This is a genomic window from Tenacibaculum bernardetii (genome assembly GCF_029125915.1).
Taxonomy (GTDB): domain Bacteria; phylum Bacteroidota; class Bacteroidia; order Flavobacteriales; family Flavobacteriaceae; genus Polaribacter; species Polaribacter bernardetii.
Genome location: NZ_JAQJCU010000016.1, coordinates 1 through 18,034 on the forward strand (window position 1 = coordinate 1; position 18,034 = coordinate 18,034).

General features: G+C 35.5%; 5 protein-coding genes and 1 pseudogene. 2 read left to right on the forward strand and 4 right to left on the reverse strand.

Going from position 1 to position 18,034, the window contains the following annotated elements; all coding sequences use genetic code 11:
- From P2G10_RS11425 to P2G10_RS11435, 3 genes and pseudogenes are all read right to left on the reverse strand, one after another.
- Positions 1 to 11,435: pseudogene (locus P2G10_RS11425) on the reverse strand (hypothetical protein); the annotation flags it as partial.
- A gap of 41 nt (positions 11,436 to 11,476) precedes the next feature.
- Positions 11,477 to 13,306 (reverse strand): PorP/SprF family type IX secretion system membrane protein, encoded by a 1,830-nt coding sequence (locus P2G10_RS11430; RefSeq protein WP_275316695.1) that lies wholly within the window; start codon positions 13,304 to 13,306, stop codon positions 11,477 to 11,479.
- A 9-nt stretch (positions 13,307 to 13,315) separates the two neighbouring features.
- Entirely contained in the window at positions 13,316 to 15,541 is a 2,226-nt protein-coding gene (locus tag P2G10_RS11435; protein WP_275316696.1) for a T9SS type B sorting domain-containing protein, read from the reverse strand.
- Between the two features lie 230 nt (positions 15,542 to 15,771).
- On the opposite strand from P2G10_RS11435, the gene cmk reads away from it, so the two are divergent.
- Together cmk and P2G10_RS11445 are read left to right on the forward strand one after the other, a co-directional pair.
- Complete coding sequence (gene cmk / locus P2G10_RS11440; protein ID WP_275316697.1) at positions 15,772 to 16,458, forward strand: (d)CMP kinase; 687 nt, start codon at positions 15,772 to 15,774, stop codon at positions 16,456 to 16,458.
- 39 nt (positions 16,459 to 16,497) lie between these two features.
- The gene (locus tag P2G10_RS11445; RefSeq protein WP_275316698.1) at positions 16,498 to 16,920 is read left to right on the forward strand and encodes a thioredoxin family protein; all 423 of its coding nucleotides are present in this window, start codon (positions 16,498 to 16,500) and stop codon (positions 16,918 to 16,920) included.
- 65 nt (positions 16,921 to 16,985) lie between these two features.
- Here the strand turns inward: P2G10_RS11445 and P2G10_RS11450 are convergent, their stop codons facing one another.
- Positions 16,986 to 18,026 carry an RluA family pseudouridine synthase gene (locus tag P2G10_RS11450; RefSeq protein WP_275316699.1) on the reverse strand — a complete coding sequence of 347 codons (1,041 nt, stop codon included), beginning with the start codon at positions 18,024 to 18,026 and terminating at the stop codon, positions 16,986 to 16,988.
- Between the last annotated feature and the right edge of the window lie 8 nt (positions 18,027 to 18,034).

Genomic DNA, 18,034 nt, shown 5'->3' on the forward strand with positions numbered 1-18,034 from the left:
ACTGCTTCACAATTTGCACTATCTACAATACGTACATAATAACTACCGCCTGCAAGATCGCTTATTGAAAATTCATAAACTGGTAATGTTACCGTTACGGTGTTTACTAAAACATCGTCTGCTGTGTTTGATAAATTATCTGCCGAGTTATCTGCATTTACATCTTGGTATAATTCTACAGTTGTATAAGTACCTGTTCCTCCTGAAACTCCAAATGTATCTTCTGCTCTTATACTTAACGTAGCATTGTTTACATCGTTACCTGTTGTACATCCAAACTGAACTGCTGTTGGTGCAGTTACTGTTAAGGCTGGATTATCATTTACTGTTTCTGTTTCTTCTGAAAAACACCCATTAGCTCCTGTTACTCTTACTGTATAGGTATCTGCTGGCAAGTTAATAAATGAATTGCTTGCTGCATCCCATGTTCCTGCTACTGGAGCTATACTATATGTTAACGGTGTTAATCCTGCGGTTACATTAACTGCGATACTTCCGTTGGCTGCACCATTACACGTTGCATCTGTTTCAGATATTGTAAATACGGGTACTACAGCTGGTGCAACTGTAAACGTTTTTGTGTTTGTACAGTTTTCTGCAGTATCTGTAATTGTTATGGTGTATTCATCTGCAATTGCAGTGCTAAATACAAATGGTGTAGCTGGTAAAGTTGTACCTGCAAGCACTATGTTTCCACTTACAGCACCATTTATTTCATAGGTATAAGATCCACTACCTGTTACATTCTCTATTCTGTAGGTTGCTTCTGTTGGTGCAGGATCACAAGTTAAATTTTTAGTTAAATCTAAGGTGTAATCTAAATCTGGTTGAATAGTTGTAGTACCTGCGTTATTTACTTCACATCCGTTAGCATCGCTTACCACTATATCATAGTCTCCAGGTGACAACCCTGTTGCTGTATATGTTGTGTTAGTTGTTGGTGCGCTAAATGTTACTCCGTTATCTATTGAGTAACGGTAGGGTGACGTACCACCGGCTGCAACTATTGTAATAGTGTTATTAACTCCACAACTACTTGGCGTTACACTGGTAATTGTTGGTGGTTGACTTACTGTTAAATCTACCGTACCTATACTTACAGGGCCACAACTATTAGAATCTTGTGCAAAAACTTCAACAGTTACTGGTGTTCCTGTAACAGTACTCTCAGCAACAGTAATAGTATTTCCTGATAAAACACCAGTACCATTTGTTACATTAAATGTATAGGTATAACCAGGAAAACCTCCTGTTACATTCTCTATCCTAACCTCACCATCTACACTACATGTAATATCTCTTACTTTAGATACTTGACCTGTAATCTCTGTTCCTTCATTAATTAAAACATCTGTACTACCAAAATCACATGTTCCAATATCATTTGTTAATACAATATAATACGTACCTGCTGCTAAACCATTAACAATAATATCTGCAAGACCTGTTTGAGATATATTTGTATAAGCAGCTACTGCATTTCCTAAATTAGTTACCAGGTCTCTTTCATATAGTGTCCAAGTAAAATTATTAGATAAATCCATACTTGTATTATCTATTGAAAATGTTATTTGACCAGCATCTACACCAAAACAAGATTGATTATCTACTACACTCGTAATTGGTACTGAAGGAGTATAAGTTATATAAAGATCTTCATTATTTTGTTCAATACACCCAGTAACTGTATCTCTTACGTAAAATTCATACGTTAAACCAGGAGTTAAACCTGTAAATGTATGAGTTCTATCTGGATCACCTGAAGTTCCATTATTACCATTGTTATCTGGCCCTACCCATCCTGAAGGTGAATTTATAGCAAATTCAAAAGGCCCCGCACTATTAAGAGCTTCAACAGTTACTGAAAAACCTACCGCACAGTTTCCTGGGTTTGCAACTGGATCTACAATTAATCCTGTTACATTATACAATATTTCATATTCACCATAAGCTACTAAACAAAGTTGGTTAGCTGAACCGTCAATAGTTCTTAAAACGGGTTCTACTTTATCTCCAGAATTTAAATTTCTTACTTGACCATTTGTTGATGTAAAATCTATCCAATTTACTCCATTATCAATACTATATTGTAAGGTATTTGGTAAATAATCATTAGGATCAATATTGATAAAATTAAAACCTGTTAAAGAAGGGTCTACAGCACAACCTGGAGGTAAAACCCCTTCAATATCCATTACAATAGCTGGTGGATTCGCTAAAGTTAATGGAGTTACAGTACTTATACATCCTAAAGCATCTGTAATTTCAACCGTATATGTTTCGGCTGGTAAATTATTAAAGCTAAAAGTACTTGCTGTATAATTTGTTAATGTTTCTGCTCCTATAATACCTCCGCTATTTGCAAGGGTAATTGTGTAGGGAGCTTGTCCTGTATTAGCTGTTACTATACCATCAATACTTCCGGTATCTCCATTACATGTTGGCTCATTGGCTGTTGCTGTAATAGCTACTGGTGTTATAGCATTTACAATAACATCTTGTACTATATATTCACAGCCGGCATCGTCTTGCACATACACATCGTATGTACCTGCAGCTCCTGCCGCAATTACAATAGGGTTTGTTGCTGAAAATGCTCCTGCAGCATTACCATCTGGCACTGCTGAGAACACATACGTACCAGAACCACCTGTTGGGTTTACTAGTATTTGACCGTCTGCGCAACTTATATCAGTTGGTGTTGCAGAGGCAACTAAAGCATCGTTTATAGTAACGTTAGCAGTTTCTGTACAACCAGCAATATCTCTAATAGTTACCGTGTAGGCAATACTAGATAAACCTGTAATACTAAATGTTATAGCATTGGCTGGTGCAAATGGCGTAAAGTTAGTACCGTCTAAACTGTATTCGTAAGTTCCGTTACCATTAGTAACATCTAAATCTATAATTCCGTTAGCCCCGTCGTAACATTGCGGAGTTGCCGTAAATACAATTGTTTGCCTTGGTGGTACATTTACCAATACTGGATCTGATGTACAACCCTCTGCATCTGTGGCTACTACCCAGTAATCTCCTGCGGTATCAATATCTGTAAAAGGTGCGCCTGTTTGAACTGAAGTTCCTGGTACTCCTGCGTTATCATCAAACAATTCGTAGGTATAAGGGCCTCCATTTCCACCTGATGTTGTTGGTGTTATGGTAATTGTTGCTCCGTCTAATGTAGGATCAGCATCACACGTAATTTGTTTGGTTACTGTTGCTGCTACATTTATTACTGATGGATCTGATAAAGTTACCGGATCTAACGTGATATTACATGCTGCTGGTGAGCTATTATCTGGTCGTACCGATATATTATGGGTTCCATCTGCTAAATTTGGTATTGTAAACGGATTTGTTGCTGCTGGATTCCAAGTTGTTCCTCCATCTAATGAATACTCAAAACTTGTTGGTGCTACTGATGGAAATGCTGCTGTTATTTCAATACTTCCGTTAGTATCATCAATACAAACAGGATTCGATTGGTCGGTTACTTGTGCTGTAAACTCTTGATTGTCTAAAACATCTATATTAGTCGCATCTATTTCACAATCGCTTCCGTAATCTACAGTTACTGTATAATTACCAACTGGTACATTTGTAAAAATGTTTGCATTTGCTCCATTTTGTACAACTGGGGTTCCTGTATTTAGTGTGTATGTATATGAAGCATCAAAAGGACTTATTGTTATTACTCCTGTACCGTCGCAATTATAAGTTACCGCACTTGTTAAGGTTGGTGCTGTTGGTAATGGTGCTATTATTATATCTGGCGTTACCGTAAAACTACACGTATTTACATCTGTTATTGTTACGGTATAAGTTCCGTCCGTTAAATCTGTAAATGTATAAGTGTCATTTGTAGTTGTAAATGTTGTAGCAGTAGTTCCATCACTTAATGTATAGGTATATGGTGCTGTTCCTCCTGCTACATTTTCTATTGTAATTTCTCCTAATTGAGCACACGTATAATCTTGCGATTGCGCTGCTGTCCCTGACAATGCATTTGGTGCAGCAATTGTAATTTCTGCTGTATCTGAACATCCATTAGCATCCGTGGTTACAATATCATAGGTTCCGTCAACTAAACCATTAAAAGAAACGCTAACATCTGATGATGTACCTGATGTTAGTGAAGTACCTGGTGCTCCTCGTAAGGTTATGGTGGTTGTATAATCTGCTGTTCCGTTACTGATAGCAATACTTACCGAACCTGTGTCTCCACTACAATCTGGTTGTGTTTCGGTAGCTACTATCGTAGGATCTGCTATTCTTGTAATGGTTACATCTTCTGTGTACTCACAAAATCCTACTGCTCCGTTTTGATCTCTTACACTTACTGTATAAGTACCTGCGGCAACATCAATTGGACTTGTAGTACTTGTTATTACTGCACCTGCTGTTGGAGCAATTGGTGTTACTACATATTGGTAATTACCATCTCCTCCTGTTGGTGTAATTGATATTTGACCTAAAGCGTTACAATGCTCGTTGGTAGTTGCAATAGTAGCATCTATTTGCGGATTAATTACGGTTCCTGTTACTGTTGCCGTACAATTAAAGCCATCTGTTACAGTTACATCGTACGTACCGTCTGTTAAACCAGTAAATATGTTTGATGTTTGCGTGGTCGTTCCTCCATCTAAACTATATAAATAGTTACCGTTTCCTGTTAGAATATTAACTGTTAGCGTACCGTTATTGCTAGTCGCATTATAACAAACTTCTGGCGTTACAGTAAATGTTACAAGTATTGCATCTGGCACATTTACTGGTACTGGTGCTGATGTACAACCTCGTGCATCTGTAGCTACTACCCAGTAATCGCCTGCGGTATCAATATCGGTAAAAGGTGCGCTTGTTTGAACTGGTGCGCCTGTTCCTGCAGCATTATCAAACAATTCGTAGGTATAAGGGCCTCCGTTTCCTCCTGATGTCACTCCATCTATACTTATTGTTGCTCCATCTAATGTAGGATCAGCATCACACGTAATTAGTTTCGTTACTGTTGCTGCTACATTTATTACTGATGGATCTGATAAAGTTACCGGTGCTAATGCAATATTACAATCTGTAGTTGCTCCTGATGGTCTTACTACAATATTGTATGTGTCATCTTCTAGATTTGGAATTGTAAATGGATTTGTTGCTGCTGGATTCCAAGTTGTTCCTCCATCTAATGAATACTCAAAATCTGCTGGTAAGGTTGTTGGTGCAGGGAAATAAGCGGTTACTTCTATACTTCCGTTGGCGTCATCAATACAAACAGGATTCGATTGGTCGGTTACTTGTGCTGTAAATTCTTGATCTGCTAATACATCAATATTTGTAGCGTCTATTGTACAATCGCTTCCGTAAGCTACACTTACTGTGTAATTACCCGCTGGAACATTTGTAAAAATATTTGCATTTGCTCCATTTTGTACAACTGGTGTTCCTGTATTTAATGTGTATGTATAAGAAGCATCAAAAGGACTTATTGTTATTGTTCCTGTTCCGTCACAATTATAAGTTACCGCACTTGTTAAGGTTGGTGCTGTTGGTAATGGTGCAATGATAATATTTGGCGTTACTGTATAACTACAGCTATTTGCATCTGTTATTGTTACCGTATAAGTTCCGTCCGTTAAGTCTTCAAATATATGATCAAAAGTTACCGTGTCTGTTGTAAATGTTGTAGCAGTAGTTCCATCACTTAATGTATAGGTGTATGGTGCTGTTCCGCCTTCAACATTATTTACCGTAATTTCTCCTAATTGAGCACACGTATAATCTTGCGATTGTGCTGCTGTACCTTCTAAAGCATCCGGTGCTGCAATTGTAATTTCTGCTGTATCTGAACATCCATTGGCATCGGTAGTTAAAATATCATACGTTCCATCAGCTAAAGCACTAAAAGAAATGCTAACATCTGATGATGGACCTGATGTTTGTACTGTACCTGGTGCTCCTTGTAATGTTATAGTGGTTGTGTAATCTGCTGTTCCATCAGTTATAGCAATACTAACCGAACCTGTGTCTCCACTACAATCTGGTTGTGTTTCGGTAGCTACTATCGTAGGATCTGCTATTCTTGTAATGGTTACATCTTCTGTGTATTCACAAAATCCTACTGCTCCGTTTTGATCTCTTACACTTACAGTATAAGAACCCGCGGCAACATCAATTGGACTTGTTGTACTTGTTATTACTGAACCTACTGTTGGAGCAATTGGTGTTACTACATATTGGTAATTACCATCTCCTCCTGTTGGTGTAATTGATATTTGACCTAAAGCGTTACACGTTTGGTTTGTTGTTGCAACGGTAGCATCTATTGGTGCGTTTATTGTTGCAGCTATTGGTGGTATTGTACATCCTAATCCGTCTTGAACGGTTACATTATAAGTACCTTCTGTTAAATTAGAAAATACATATTGATTTGGTGTGGTTACATCTGGAGTTTCCCACGTTGCACCATTATCTATACTAAATAAATAATCATCGTTTCCTCCTGTTACATTTACGGTTAAAGTACCATTATTACCATTGTAACAAGTTTCTGGAGTTACGGTAAATTCTACTGCGTCTGGTTCTTGTATTGACACATTTACTGGTACACAATTGTTTCTTAGAATAGTAATTTTAACGTCATCTATAAAATTACCTACACTTAAACTACCTGTTGCTGTAGAAAAAGCATCAAAAGCAATAACTGTGGTTGATTGTCCTACAGGTACAGTATATGTTCCACTGTAATCTCCCCAAGCTGAATTACCGTCTGTCATTGTTTCCACAATACCTGCTGTTGCTAAATCATCTCCTATTTTAACAGTAGCAACATCTACCCCCGATCTTCCTCTATGAGAAACCGACCAATTTATTTCATCGCCTGGTTGCGTACAATATTCTTGAAACAACGAACCTGGATTTCGTGAGTTTAATTCGGCAAAAGCAACCCCCTCTTTAGCAGGCACTCCTTGAAAATTATTATACCATATTTCTATTGTATTTGAAGGATCTGTAGTATCCCAACCAGGTACATCATCTTCATCTCGTTGGTTAAAACCTCTTGTTGCTCTTGTTGGTTGCTCGAAACTACCATTTTCGAATAAATTTGAAGTACAACCACATTCGTTACAGTTTCTACTATCACGAATCATTACTATGTAGTCTGTTACTCTTCCTGGTACGTCATTAAATATATTAGATGATTGCCATGTAGCACCATCATCTATACTAAATTCATAAGGTGGTACCCCACCCGAAGCTGTTGCTATAATGGTTCCTGTTGGTGGGCCTGAACATGTTGGTTGCTGATCTACGGCTGCTGTTAATGTTAACTCATCTGGCTGTGTGATTGTTACATCTCCTAAATCTATTACACAAGTTGTTCCGCCATCTACTTCTCTAATAAAAACATCGTAAGTATCTGCAGCTAAACCTACAACTCTGTAAGGGTTGTCTGCTGTAAAAGACCAAGTAGTTCCGCCATCAACTGAATATTCAAAACTTGTGCCTATAACATTACTTGCTCCTATTGTAATACTACCATTATCAGAACCAAAACATTCACTATCTGAAGTTGCTCTTATATCTCCAGAAAAAGCATTACCTCCTGCAACAGTTACCGGAATATCTTCTCTACAGTTTCCGAAATAATTTACTCTTACTGAGTGTGCTCCTACTGCTACCTCTGTAAAAACGTTTGCATTTGCACCTGTTTGCACTACTGTACCGTCTAAGGTATAGGTGTACGAAGCATCAAATGGAGTTATTGTTATAGCTCCTTCTCCTTCACAATTATAAACTACTGTGTGGTTAAATGTTGGTGCACCCGGAATTGGGTCTATAATCACATCAGCTAAATCTCTTGGACATCCGTTAGCATCCTCTACTCTAATATTATAGGTTCCTGCTGCTAAATTAATTACTGGATTACTTGTAGCTGCTGTATAGCTTGCATCTGTATCTAATTTATAATAAAAAGTATACGCTCCTGTACCCCCTGTTGGATCTGTAAAAGTTATGCTACCCCCTATAGTATTACCGTTAGCATTACAACTGTCATCGGTATGTGTTGTGCTACCACCTGTTAATGCAGCTGGTTCTTGAATTTCAATATTTTCGATATCATATATACATTGATATCCTGTTTTAGATGCTCTAACCCTTACTGTATAAGATGGGTTTGCTGCAAGGTTAGAAAACACCCCTGTTGCGTTCCAATTAGCACCTGCATCTATGCTGTATTCAAAAGTATACCCTAAATCTGGCCCATTAATACTTACCGCTATTTGTCCGTCCGTTAAACCATTACACGAAATATCGGTTGTATTGGTTGTAAATTGAACTTCAGGTTCTACAACAACTGTAGCAGTTGCTGTTGTAGCACAATCATTACTATCTATTACTTCAAAAACATAAACTCCCTCATCACCTAAAGCCACATTATATGTTGTATCAGAGGTATATACTTTCGGCGTAACTAAGTTACCATCAATTGAAACTAATGCAAACGAATGTGTTTGTCCTGCGTCTAAAGTTCCTCCGCCTGGGGTTAACGTAATAATACCATCAGAAGATCCATCCACACATGAAATATTTTTTGTGGTGGTTGCTGTTAAAGTAACTGGTGGTGGTTTATTTATGATACGTGTTTCTTGCGCTGTACAACCGTCTACTGTAGTTACGGTGATTACAAAAGTACCTCCGTCATTAAAATCATAGGTTTGACTACTGTTTGCTATAAAACCACCTGAACTAGCTTCAGGAACACCGTCTCTAGTAATTTCATAAGAATACTCCCCTGGAACGCCACTAATGCTTGCTGTTATTTGTATATCATCATCTGAACAATCAGGAACTACTTCTGTTACGTTTAATTGTATTGATGGCGATTGAATGTTAATATTTTCTTGTGTGTACGTACATGAACCGGCTGGCGCACCAATTAAACGTATTGATAAATCATAATCTCCAGCATCAGTTATTGAAAAAGTAGCATTTGTTGAAAATGGTTCATTAAAACCTCCTGGGCCAGTTAAACTGTATTCGTAACCATCAGGAACGTTGGTAATAGCTATACTACCTGGTGTATCACAAACAATATCTTGGGTAGTTATTGTTGGATTTAACGTAGCCTTATATACGTTAAAGTAATAAGTTTGCGGACATCGACCATCGTATAATACCTCTAAACGGTATTCACCTTCGGTATCGAAGTTTTTATCTAGCTCTGTTCCTATATTTGTCCAATCACAATCTGTATCTAAGTTAGCACACCCTTCAATTGCATTAACTGCACAGTTAGATGGTTCGTCTAGCTTAAACCAATTTACTGTAGTAGCACCTGTAAATGGCAAATCTATATCTACAGAGCTATTAATACCACATAAATAAATCTCTGCTAATTCAAACCCATTACATTCAGGTAAAACTTGTGATGCAAAAGGTGCTAAAGGATTTGGTTCATCATTAAAACTAACAACATTTACTGTTTCGGTTGCATCAATACAACCCACTGGTGCTATTTTAGTTACAATATATGTTCCTGCTTGTGTTACTGTTAATGTTTGCGCTGTTCCGATAACAACACCAGGATTACTTGCTTCTTCCCAAGAATAAGTTGCAAAACCATTACCTGCAACAATATCTATACTTGCACCACAAAGCACTTCTGATCTTTCGAAAGTACAACCAGAGGTGTCAACCAAAAAGTTTGAAGTACCTGCAATTCCAAAATTACAACTATCAAGACCAGCAAAGCTTTCTTCTCCATTAACACGAGGTGCACCACCTACATCACTTCCGTAATTTGCAAATGCCTGATTTTCAATACTATTAGAACACACATCTCTTAGTTGATTACAATCACTTACTACCTGAACTTTTATTTTTATGTCATAAAGATCTCCACCTTCTTCTACAAGATTATCTGGAATTTCGAATATTAAACGCCCCCTAAATCCATTACCTGCTGATGGTGGCTCATAATTATTTAAAATATCTGTTCGTGTACTTTCTAATTCCTCTGGTAAGATTAAATCTGCTGGTAAAAAATCAACATTTTTTGGTAACACATCTATAATCTCTGTATTTGTTGCACCATCTGTTCCTACATTTTGAAAACGTATATTATAAAAAAGTTCAGAGCCTAAACCAACCGTTGTCCCTGAAATATCATTACCTGCAGCATCCTCAATTGTTTTAATTAATTGAACTTTTGGTTCTATAATTTCAACAGTCATTGCATTTAAGAATGGAAAATAGGCATCCTGAGCTGTTGTAAACCTAAGATCAATTGAGCTCTGTCCATTACCGATAACCGAATTTGAAGGATTACTTAGGTTAAATAAATCAACATCAAAGCCTAAAGTATTTGTACTTGTTGGTGCTCTATCATTAACAAAATTATTAAATTTGGTTATAGAACTATTAAAAAAGTTATTAGTTTGATTATTGTTACCTGTAGTTATGTCTACATAGTTGTTTGATTGATTTAATATTTGAAAACTATCCCCAACAAAAGGCTTATCACCTTCTAAGGCTGCCGTTAGTAACTGAACCCTAACAGGACCTGAAGGAATTGTAGTAAATCCAGAAAATGTTACATCTGTACTTACAACTCCATCAATAGTAGAAAAACCATCAAATAACGAAATATTTTTACTCGATTGCCCTTCATTTTCATAAATAATTACTAAAACCCAACCTGCTGAAGAACCTAGTCCTTGACCAACTGAATCTTGTCCTAGAGTAGCTTTAATATTCGCACCAAAATAATCTCCATTATAATTAGTTCCTAATGATTGCACTATTGAAGTCACATCACTGTAACATACGTAAGGTAATTGAGTAGCTTCTCCATCATCATAAAGTACAGTTCCTGTTATATCTTGATACGGTTGACCAGGAGCTTTAAACTTCATGGTATTAAAATCACCATCTCTAGTGTTTATAGCATCAGACTCATCACTCCATTCATCATATGGATAAATAGAAGCCCAGTATAAACCTGCATATACAACTCTTGAACAACTAGGTAGGTTAAGTGAAGACATACTTGATGAAAAAGTAGTATTATTCCCAGGAATACCTAAATCATCATCAATATCAATATAGCCTAACTCGAAATCAGTGTTACTATTTCCTCCAAAATTAAAATCATCATTAGGTCCAATAAAATTAAATCTTGAATCGTCTATACTTAATATATTATTACCAACAAAGGTTATATTACCTCTAACATTAATCCCACCAACACCTAATCTGTTGGTAAAAGGAGTATCAGCTTTTTTATTAGCTTTAGATACCTCTTGAATTCTAGATGCTTTTTTTGCTTCTAGCTTAAATTCATTTGATACTCTTGAGTCATCGAATAAGTTAAGTTTCTCTTGGGAAAAAGTAATATTGGCAAAAAATAAAATTAGTATTATAAGTATTTTTTTCATCATCTTTTCTCGGGGATTAATTGCTTTAGAGGCTTACAAATTAATTATTTTATACGTACTATCGTTTTACGATCGTAAAACGAACCGTTTAAATTATTATTATACAACTTAATAGCTTCTTCTCTTGTTTCTGTTTTTGCTATATATGTATGCATATATCCAGTCCTAGGATTTATAAAGTATCCTGCTTCTATACCATCATTTCTTAATTCATCAACATTTCTGTCAGCTAATGCTTTATTACCATTTACATAAACTTGTAAATAGTATCCAGGTGCAACTCCTTGCATGTTAGACATGGTTCTTACTCTTGCTTTAGGCTGTGTTTTAGGTTCTTTGTAACTCTCGCCACTTGTACCTATGGTTAATTTAACCACATAAACTACGTCCTTACCACTTTTCTTTATTACTATTGATGACTTATCATTTTTATCATCACTCTCGAACATTCGTGTTTTATCTGTCAGCTCTTCTACTTTTTCAACGGCATCTTCTTCTTTTGCAAACCTATCTATATATACATAATAATATTTTTCTTTTGGTTCGAAAATATATTTTGCTTCAACATCCGATCTTTTCCATTTATCAATTAAAGGAAAAACATTTTCTTTATTCTTATACCTATCTGAAACAATATAATACATGGTACCTCCACCGCCACTACCTACAGTTGTAATAGTACTTTGTCTCCATGGTTTATCTGACCTTCTTCTTAATGATGTGTCTTTTGCTTCAGTAGTGTTCTTAACAGGAGCTGGAACTATTACTTTTTGTGGCGCTGGTTGATTTTTTAACAAGCGTAAAACCTCATCTACTTTTTTATTTAAAATATCTATTGAGTCTTGCGCTGTTTGAATTTCATCTGATAAATCGTTATGCTCTTCATTTTTATATTCATTTTTAGGCGCTCTTTCTGGTAATGTTACCTTTACATTACCAGATCGTCTTGTTGGTCTTTCTCTTGAATATGATTTTTTACCAAAATTGTAAATCAATCCTATTTCATTCGTTGCTGCGAAAGTGCTTTTCTCATAACTAAAGCCAACGGCTAGTTTATCTGAAATATTTACACCTATTCCAGCAGAAACACCATACGTTTTATCGTAACCTGCTTTTACCCAACCTGCTTTTGGTAAATCTAATATTACATTACCACCAACACTAAACTCATTTTCACCTGGCTTTCTTGCCATTACTAGAGTTCTTAAATCTGCTCCTTCAAAAATTCCTGAAGCGTAGGTAAATTCATATGAATACATTGCGTGTGCAGAAAATGTTTTTTCTCCAAAAGAAGTAGCCGTTTCGCTAGTCTTTAAATTAAAATCTACTAAATTCTCAAAAAACACTCCAACATCAAACTTACCAAACGATAAGGTAACTGCTGGTTGTAACATTACTAACGGTACATCCTGAAAGTTTGCTACTTGCGGATCTGGTACTGTTGAATTTACCTTTACTGCATCGGCACTTCTTCGGCTATATAAAAAATTAAATCCGAAAGTTAAATCCAAGTTTTCATTTAATTGTAATCGTTGTGCGTAGTTTATTAAGGCTCCAAAATCTTTAAACACGCCTACTTCTTGTTGATAAATAGCAACACCTGCGCCTACATTTTCTCGCATTTTGCCAGAATAGGTCCCAACATATAATCTTGGGTTGTCTTCAAAATCTACATTACTATTACGTACAATAGCAGTCATCTCTGTTTTACTTTCTCGTAAGGCCGAAAAAGTAGGAACCGTTAAAAAGCGGTTAAACTTCATAAAATTCCTTGAAGTAAAACTATTGTATTGCTGTGCATCATCAGACAATTGTGCTTCTACTGAAAACACACTTACTAATAACGCGATACATAATGTAATTTTTTTTATCATCTTAAATCTTTAATCTAATACAGATATTGTTCCTGCTTTAATTAATACATCTTCTTTTATAATTTTATAATAGAAGATTTTTTGATTTCCTAAACTTTCTAATGGCCAATCATTTTTATAATCGGTTGTATTTAAAATTTCTTTTCCACTCGAATCATACAATTGTATTACTACAGATGGTTGAAATGCGTATTTGTTTGATAATTGCCAAGTATCGTTTATTCCGTCTTCATTAGGTGTAACAATATTTGGTACGATAACCTGATCGTCTTGCTCTACAACTTCAACAGTAAGTATTACACTACAAGCACCTACTGAAGCTTCAACGGTATAAAAACCTAATGTAGTTACATCTAAAGTTTCGTTTGTTGATAAAACAGTTCCGGCAGTATCATCACCCAAATGCCAAACATAAGATTCAGCCCCCGATGCTGTTACAGTTACTGTTTGCCCTTGTATAAGTACTACTTTTTCTGATGGTGTTACCATTACTACCGATTCATCAAACAATACAACATTGATTGGTGCGTATGTTTTTTCACACCCAAATCCTGTTATTTTTAATGTATATTCACCAATTTCTGTAACAGCAAAATCTTTAACATCTGTTGCTGTTGCCGTAGTATCATCGTCTTTAAACCATTCGTAGGTATAACCTGCAACTAAAACATCTATTGTATATATGATATTGCCACCTGGGCATAATGAATTAGAAGATGATGTTGAGGTAATTTCTGGATCTTCAACAATAAGTTTTATAGCTAACTCATTAGAGTCTGTAGTTAATGTTCCTACACCTACTTGCAAGGTATAAACTCCATTATCTTGATAAGAACCAACATTATAGGTGGTTTCTGTAGCACCTGTAACAGCTACTCCATCTTTTTTCCATTGATAATTTAACATATCTATCTGATCAGCAGACAAATCATATTGCTCATCATCCTGACCTATAGCTGTAACACCTACAATACTTAAATCGGTTGTAACCGTATTACACTCTTCATAAGCTGTTTCGGTCCTAATAGTTACATCGAACGATTTTACAGCAATTAACTCATATTTTTCCGAATCGACGATAAGATTACACGAAGTAGCTGAAGTTTTGGTTACACGTGCAAAATACGTACCTGCCTCTGTAGCATTCATACACAATTGCGTTCTCGAAGCTAAAGGAGCATCATCTTTATACCATTGAATAGTAGCTGAAGTAGCATCATGTGTTATACAAAGCTCTCTTGTTTCTCCCGGAAGAAGAATAGTTTTTAAAGCACCTACTGTATTTACATTAAAATCGGGCGTTGTTTCTTGTGCCAATACAACATCGTTAGATTTTACTTCACAGTCGCCTAACTTTACTATCAAATGATAGGTACCAAACTGACCCGCTGTTGGTGTTGTGTACGTATTTGAATTAGATGTTTGTTTTAAAACATCATCTTGATACCATTCGTAGGTATAATTTGTATTGTTTGAACTAGCCGTAAACGTATGCGCTTCATCTCCACAAATCTCAACAGTAGCCGTACCTGTTATTTGCGCGTCTGAATTGCTGATTCCAATTGCATTAATAAATCTTGATTTTGGTCCACCACAACTTCCGTAGTCAATCACCACAAAATAAGTTCCTGCTTGTGTTATTGTAAAAGTAGGGTCTTGTGTTGTTGCTACCAATGTATCAACAGAGCCAACTCTTCTAAACCACTGATATTCTCCAACAATTGCTGTTGTTAGTGATACTTCTTTACTTTCGCCATTACACAATGCGAAATCTTCGTCATTATTAATTCCTAATTCCGAATCGACTACCATATCATGGTAAGCTTCAAAAGAAATTGACTCAGAGGTCATTTCTGGAGCAGTTGTACGAATTCTTATTTTATAATTTTTACCAAAAGTGCCATCTGGCAATTGTATTGTTGTGCTAATATTAAATGCCTGATTAAAATTATTAGCTGCTGTACTCTCTAATCTCCTTAATTCCTTCACTAAAGAAGCGTCTGCAAAGCTTCCGTCGACATCAGAAAGCTCTATAAAAAAAACATTCTCATCATCAAAAACACTACCACTAAAAGAAAAATCGACAGGAAAATCTGTTGCTCCAGAAGTATCACATGCAGAGCCACCACCTGCAATAACAGGGGTATTTAATGTTTGTGCTAACATTGTATTGCATTGAATACAAATAAGTAATATACCTAAAAGTATTTGTATGCTTCTAGTTATTTTGTTCATTTATAGAGGTACTTAAGGGGCGCTAAAAATACACTTTTTTTAAAAAAAAGCAGCATTAACACGATAATATTATAAGTGAATATATAAAAACTATATTAAACGAACAACTAAAGGCATAAAACTAAGGTAAAACACTTATTTACAAGCTCTTTAAACTTGCCTTAATTTTGAAGTTATTGACCTAAAAAAATAGATTTCTAATGTATATTTGTATTTTATCTTTATCATTTATGAAACAAAAAATCACCATTGCCATCGACGGATTTTCATCTACAGGAAAAAGCACTATCGCAAAGCAACTTGCAAAAAAACTAAGCTATATTTATGTAGATACTGGTGCTATGTACAGAGCTGTTACTTTGTATGCAATGCAACAAAATTACATTTCAGGTTCGCACTTTAATCCGGAAGAATTGGTTACAGATTTACATAAAATCTCACTCTCTTTTAAGTTTAATGAAGAACTTGGTTTTGCAGAAATGTATTTAAATAATACTAACGTTGAAGCCACTATTAGAAGCATTGAGGTTTCTCGTTTAGTTAGTAAAGTAGCCACTATTTCTGAAGTTAGAAAGAAACTCGTAAGCGAACAACAAGAAATGGGAAAAAACAAAGGTATTGTAATGGATGGACGTGATATTGGTACGGTTGTTTTTAAAAATGCTGAATTAAAATTATTTATGACTGCCTCTGCCGATAAAAGAGCTACACGTCGTTATAAAGAATTATTAGATCGTGGTGATAAGGTTAATTATGCCGAAATATTACACAATGTTCAAGAACGTGATCGTATTGATTCCACCAGAGAAGATTCACCTCTTGTTCGCGCCGATGATGCTATAGAATTTGATAATTCTGATATGGGCTTGAAAGAGCAGTTTGATAGAATTATGAGTTTAGTTAACATGCGACTATAATAATTTACCTATTTTTATAGAAAAATAAATTCTATGAAAATGAAAAAAATTATTTTAACCATTGCTTTTTTCACTTGTCTTCAATCTTTTTCTCAGGGTATTGATTGGCAAACAGATATTGACAGCGCCATAATGTACGGCAAAGAAAACAATAAAGATATTTTTATATATTTAGGAGAAAAAAAATGTGTGCCTTGCAGAGCTGTTCAGAAATACGCCTATGACACTAAAAAATTTCAAGATTTTTCTAAAAAATTTGTCATGGTAAAAGTTTACAACGATTTAGATAAAAGTAAAAAAGAAGCACTCGCCTATTTTAATAAAGCAAAAAAACGATTTAACACAAAAATGGTTCCTCGTTTTATTTTAATACGCAACGAAAAAGAAATTGCTAACTTTTTTGCTTATGTAAAATCACCCGAAGATTTAATTGATAAAATTACTCCTTATCTAAAAAAATAATTTTCTTAAACCGAAAACAAAAAAACCAGCTTCATGAAGCTGGTTTTTTTGTTTTATAATATATTTTAGACTTGTTCTTCGTGTTTCGAATTCTCTGAATAGGTTCTCCATTTTGCCAAACACGCTTCAATATCTGCAGGTATTTCTGTATTAAATCGCATAAACTCTCCTGTTGTAGGATGCGTAAAACCTAATGTCTTTGCATGTAACGCCTGCCTTGGCAATACTTTAAAGCAGTTATTTACAAATTGCTTGTATTTTGTAAACGTTGTACCTTTTAAAATGTCATTACCTCCATAACGCTCATCATTAAAAAGTGTATGACCTACGTATTTAAAATGTGCTCTAATTTGGTGTGTTCTTCCGGTTTCTAATTTACATTGTACCAAAGTAACATACGTAAGACGTTCTAAAACTTTATAATGTGTAACTGCATGCTTACCATAATCTCCGTCAGGAAAAACAGCCATTTGCAAACGGTTATTAAAACTACGACCTATGTTTCCTTCTATAGTTCCTTCGTCTTCTTTTACATCTCCCCAAACCAATGCGTAATACAAACGCTCTGTAGTTCTATCAAAAAATTGCTTAGATAAATGTGCCATTGCAAACTCTGTTTTTGCAACGACTAACAATCCACTTGTATCTTTATCAATTCTATGAACTAAACCTGGGCGTTCATTAGAGTTTGTTGGTAAGTTTTCTATATGATGAATTAATCCGTTAACCAAAGTCCCAGAGTAATTACCGTGCCCAGGGTGAACCACCATTCCTGCTGGTTTATTTACAACCATAACAGTATCATCTTCATAGACTATATCGATAGGAATATCTTCAGCAACCAATAAATTTTCGGCTGGCGGATACGCTAAAACGACACGTACAACGTCTCTAGGCTTTACTTTATGATTAGGTTTAACAATCTCGTCATTAACCAAAACATTTCCTGCTTTTGCTGCTTGCTGAATCTTATTTCGTGTTGAACCTTCAATAAAGTTCATTAAAAATTTATCTACTCTTAAAGGCTCTTGCCCTTCTGTAGCTACAAACCTATGGTGTTCGTATAAATCGTCGTTTTCAATTGCTAAATTTGCGTCTTCCTGCATGAATCAAT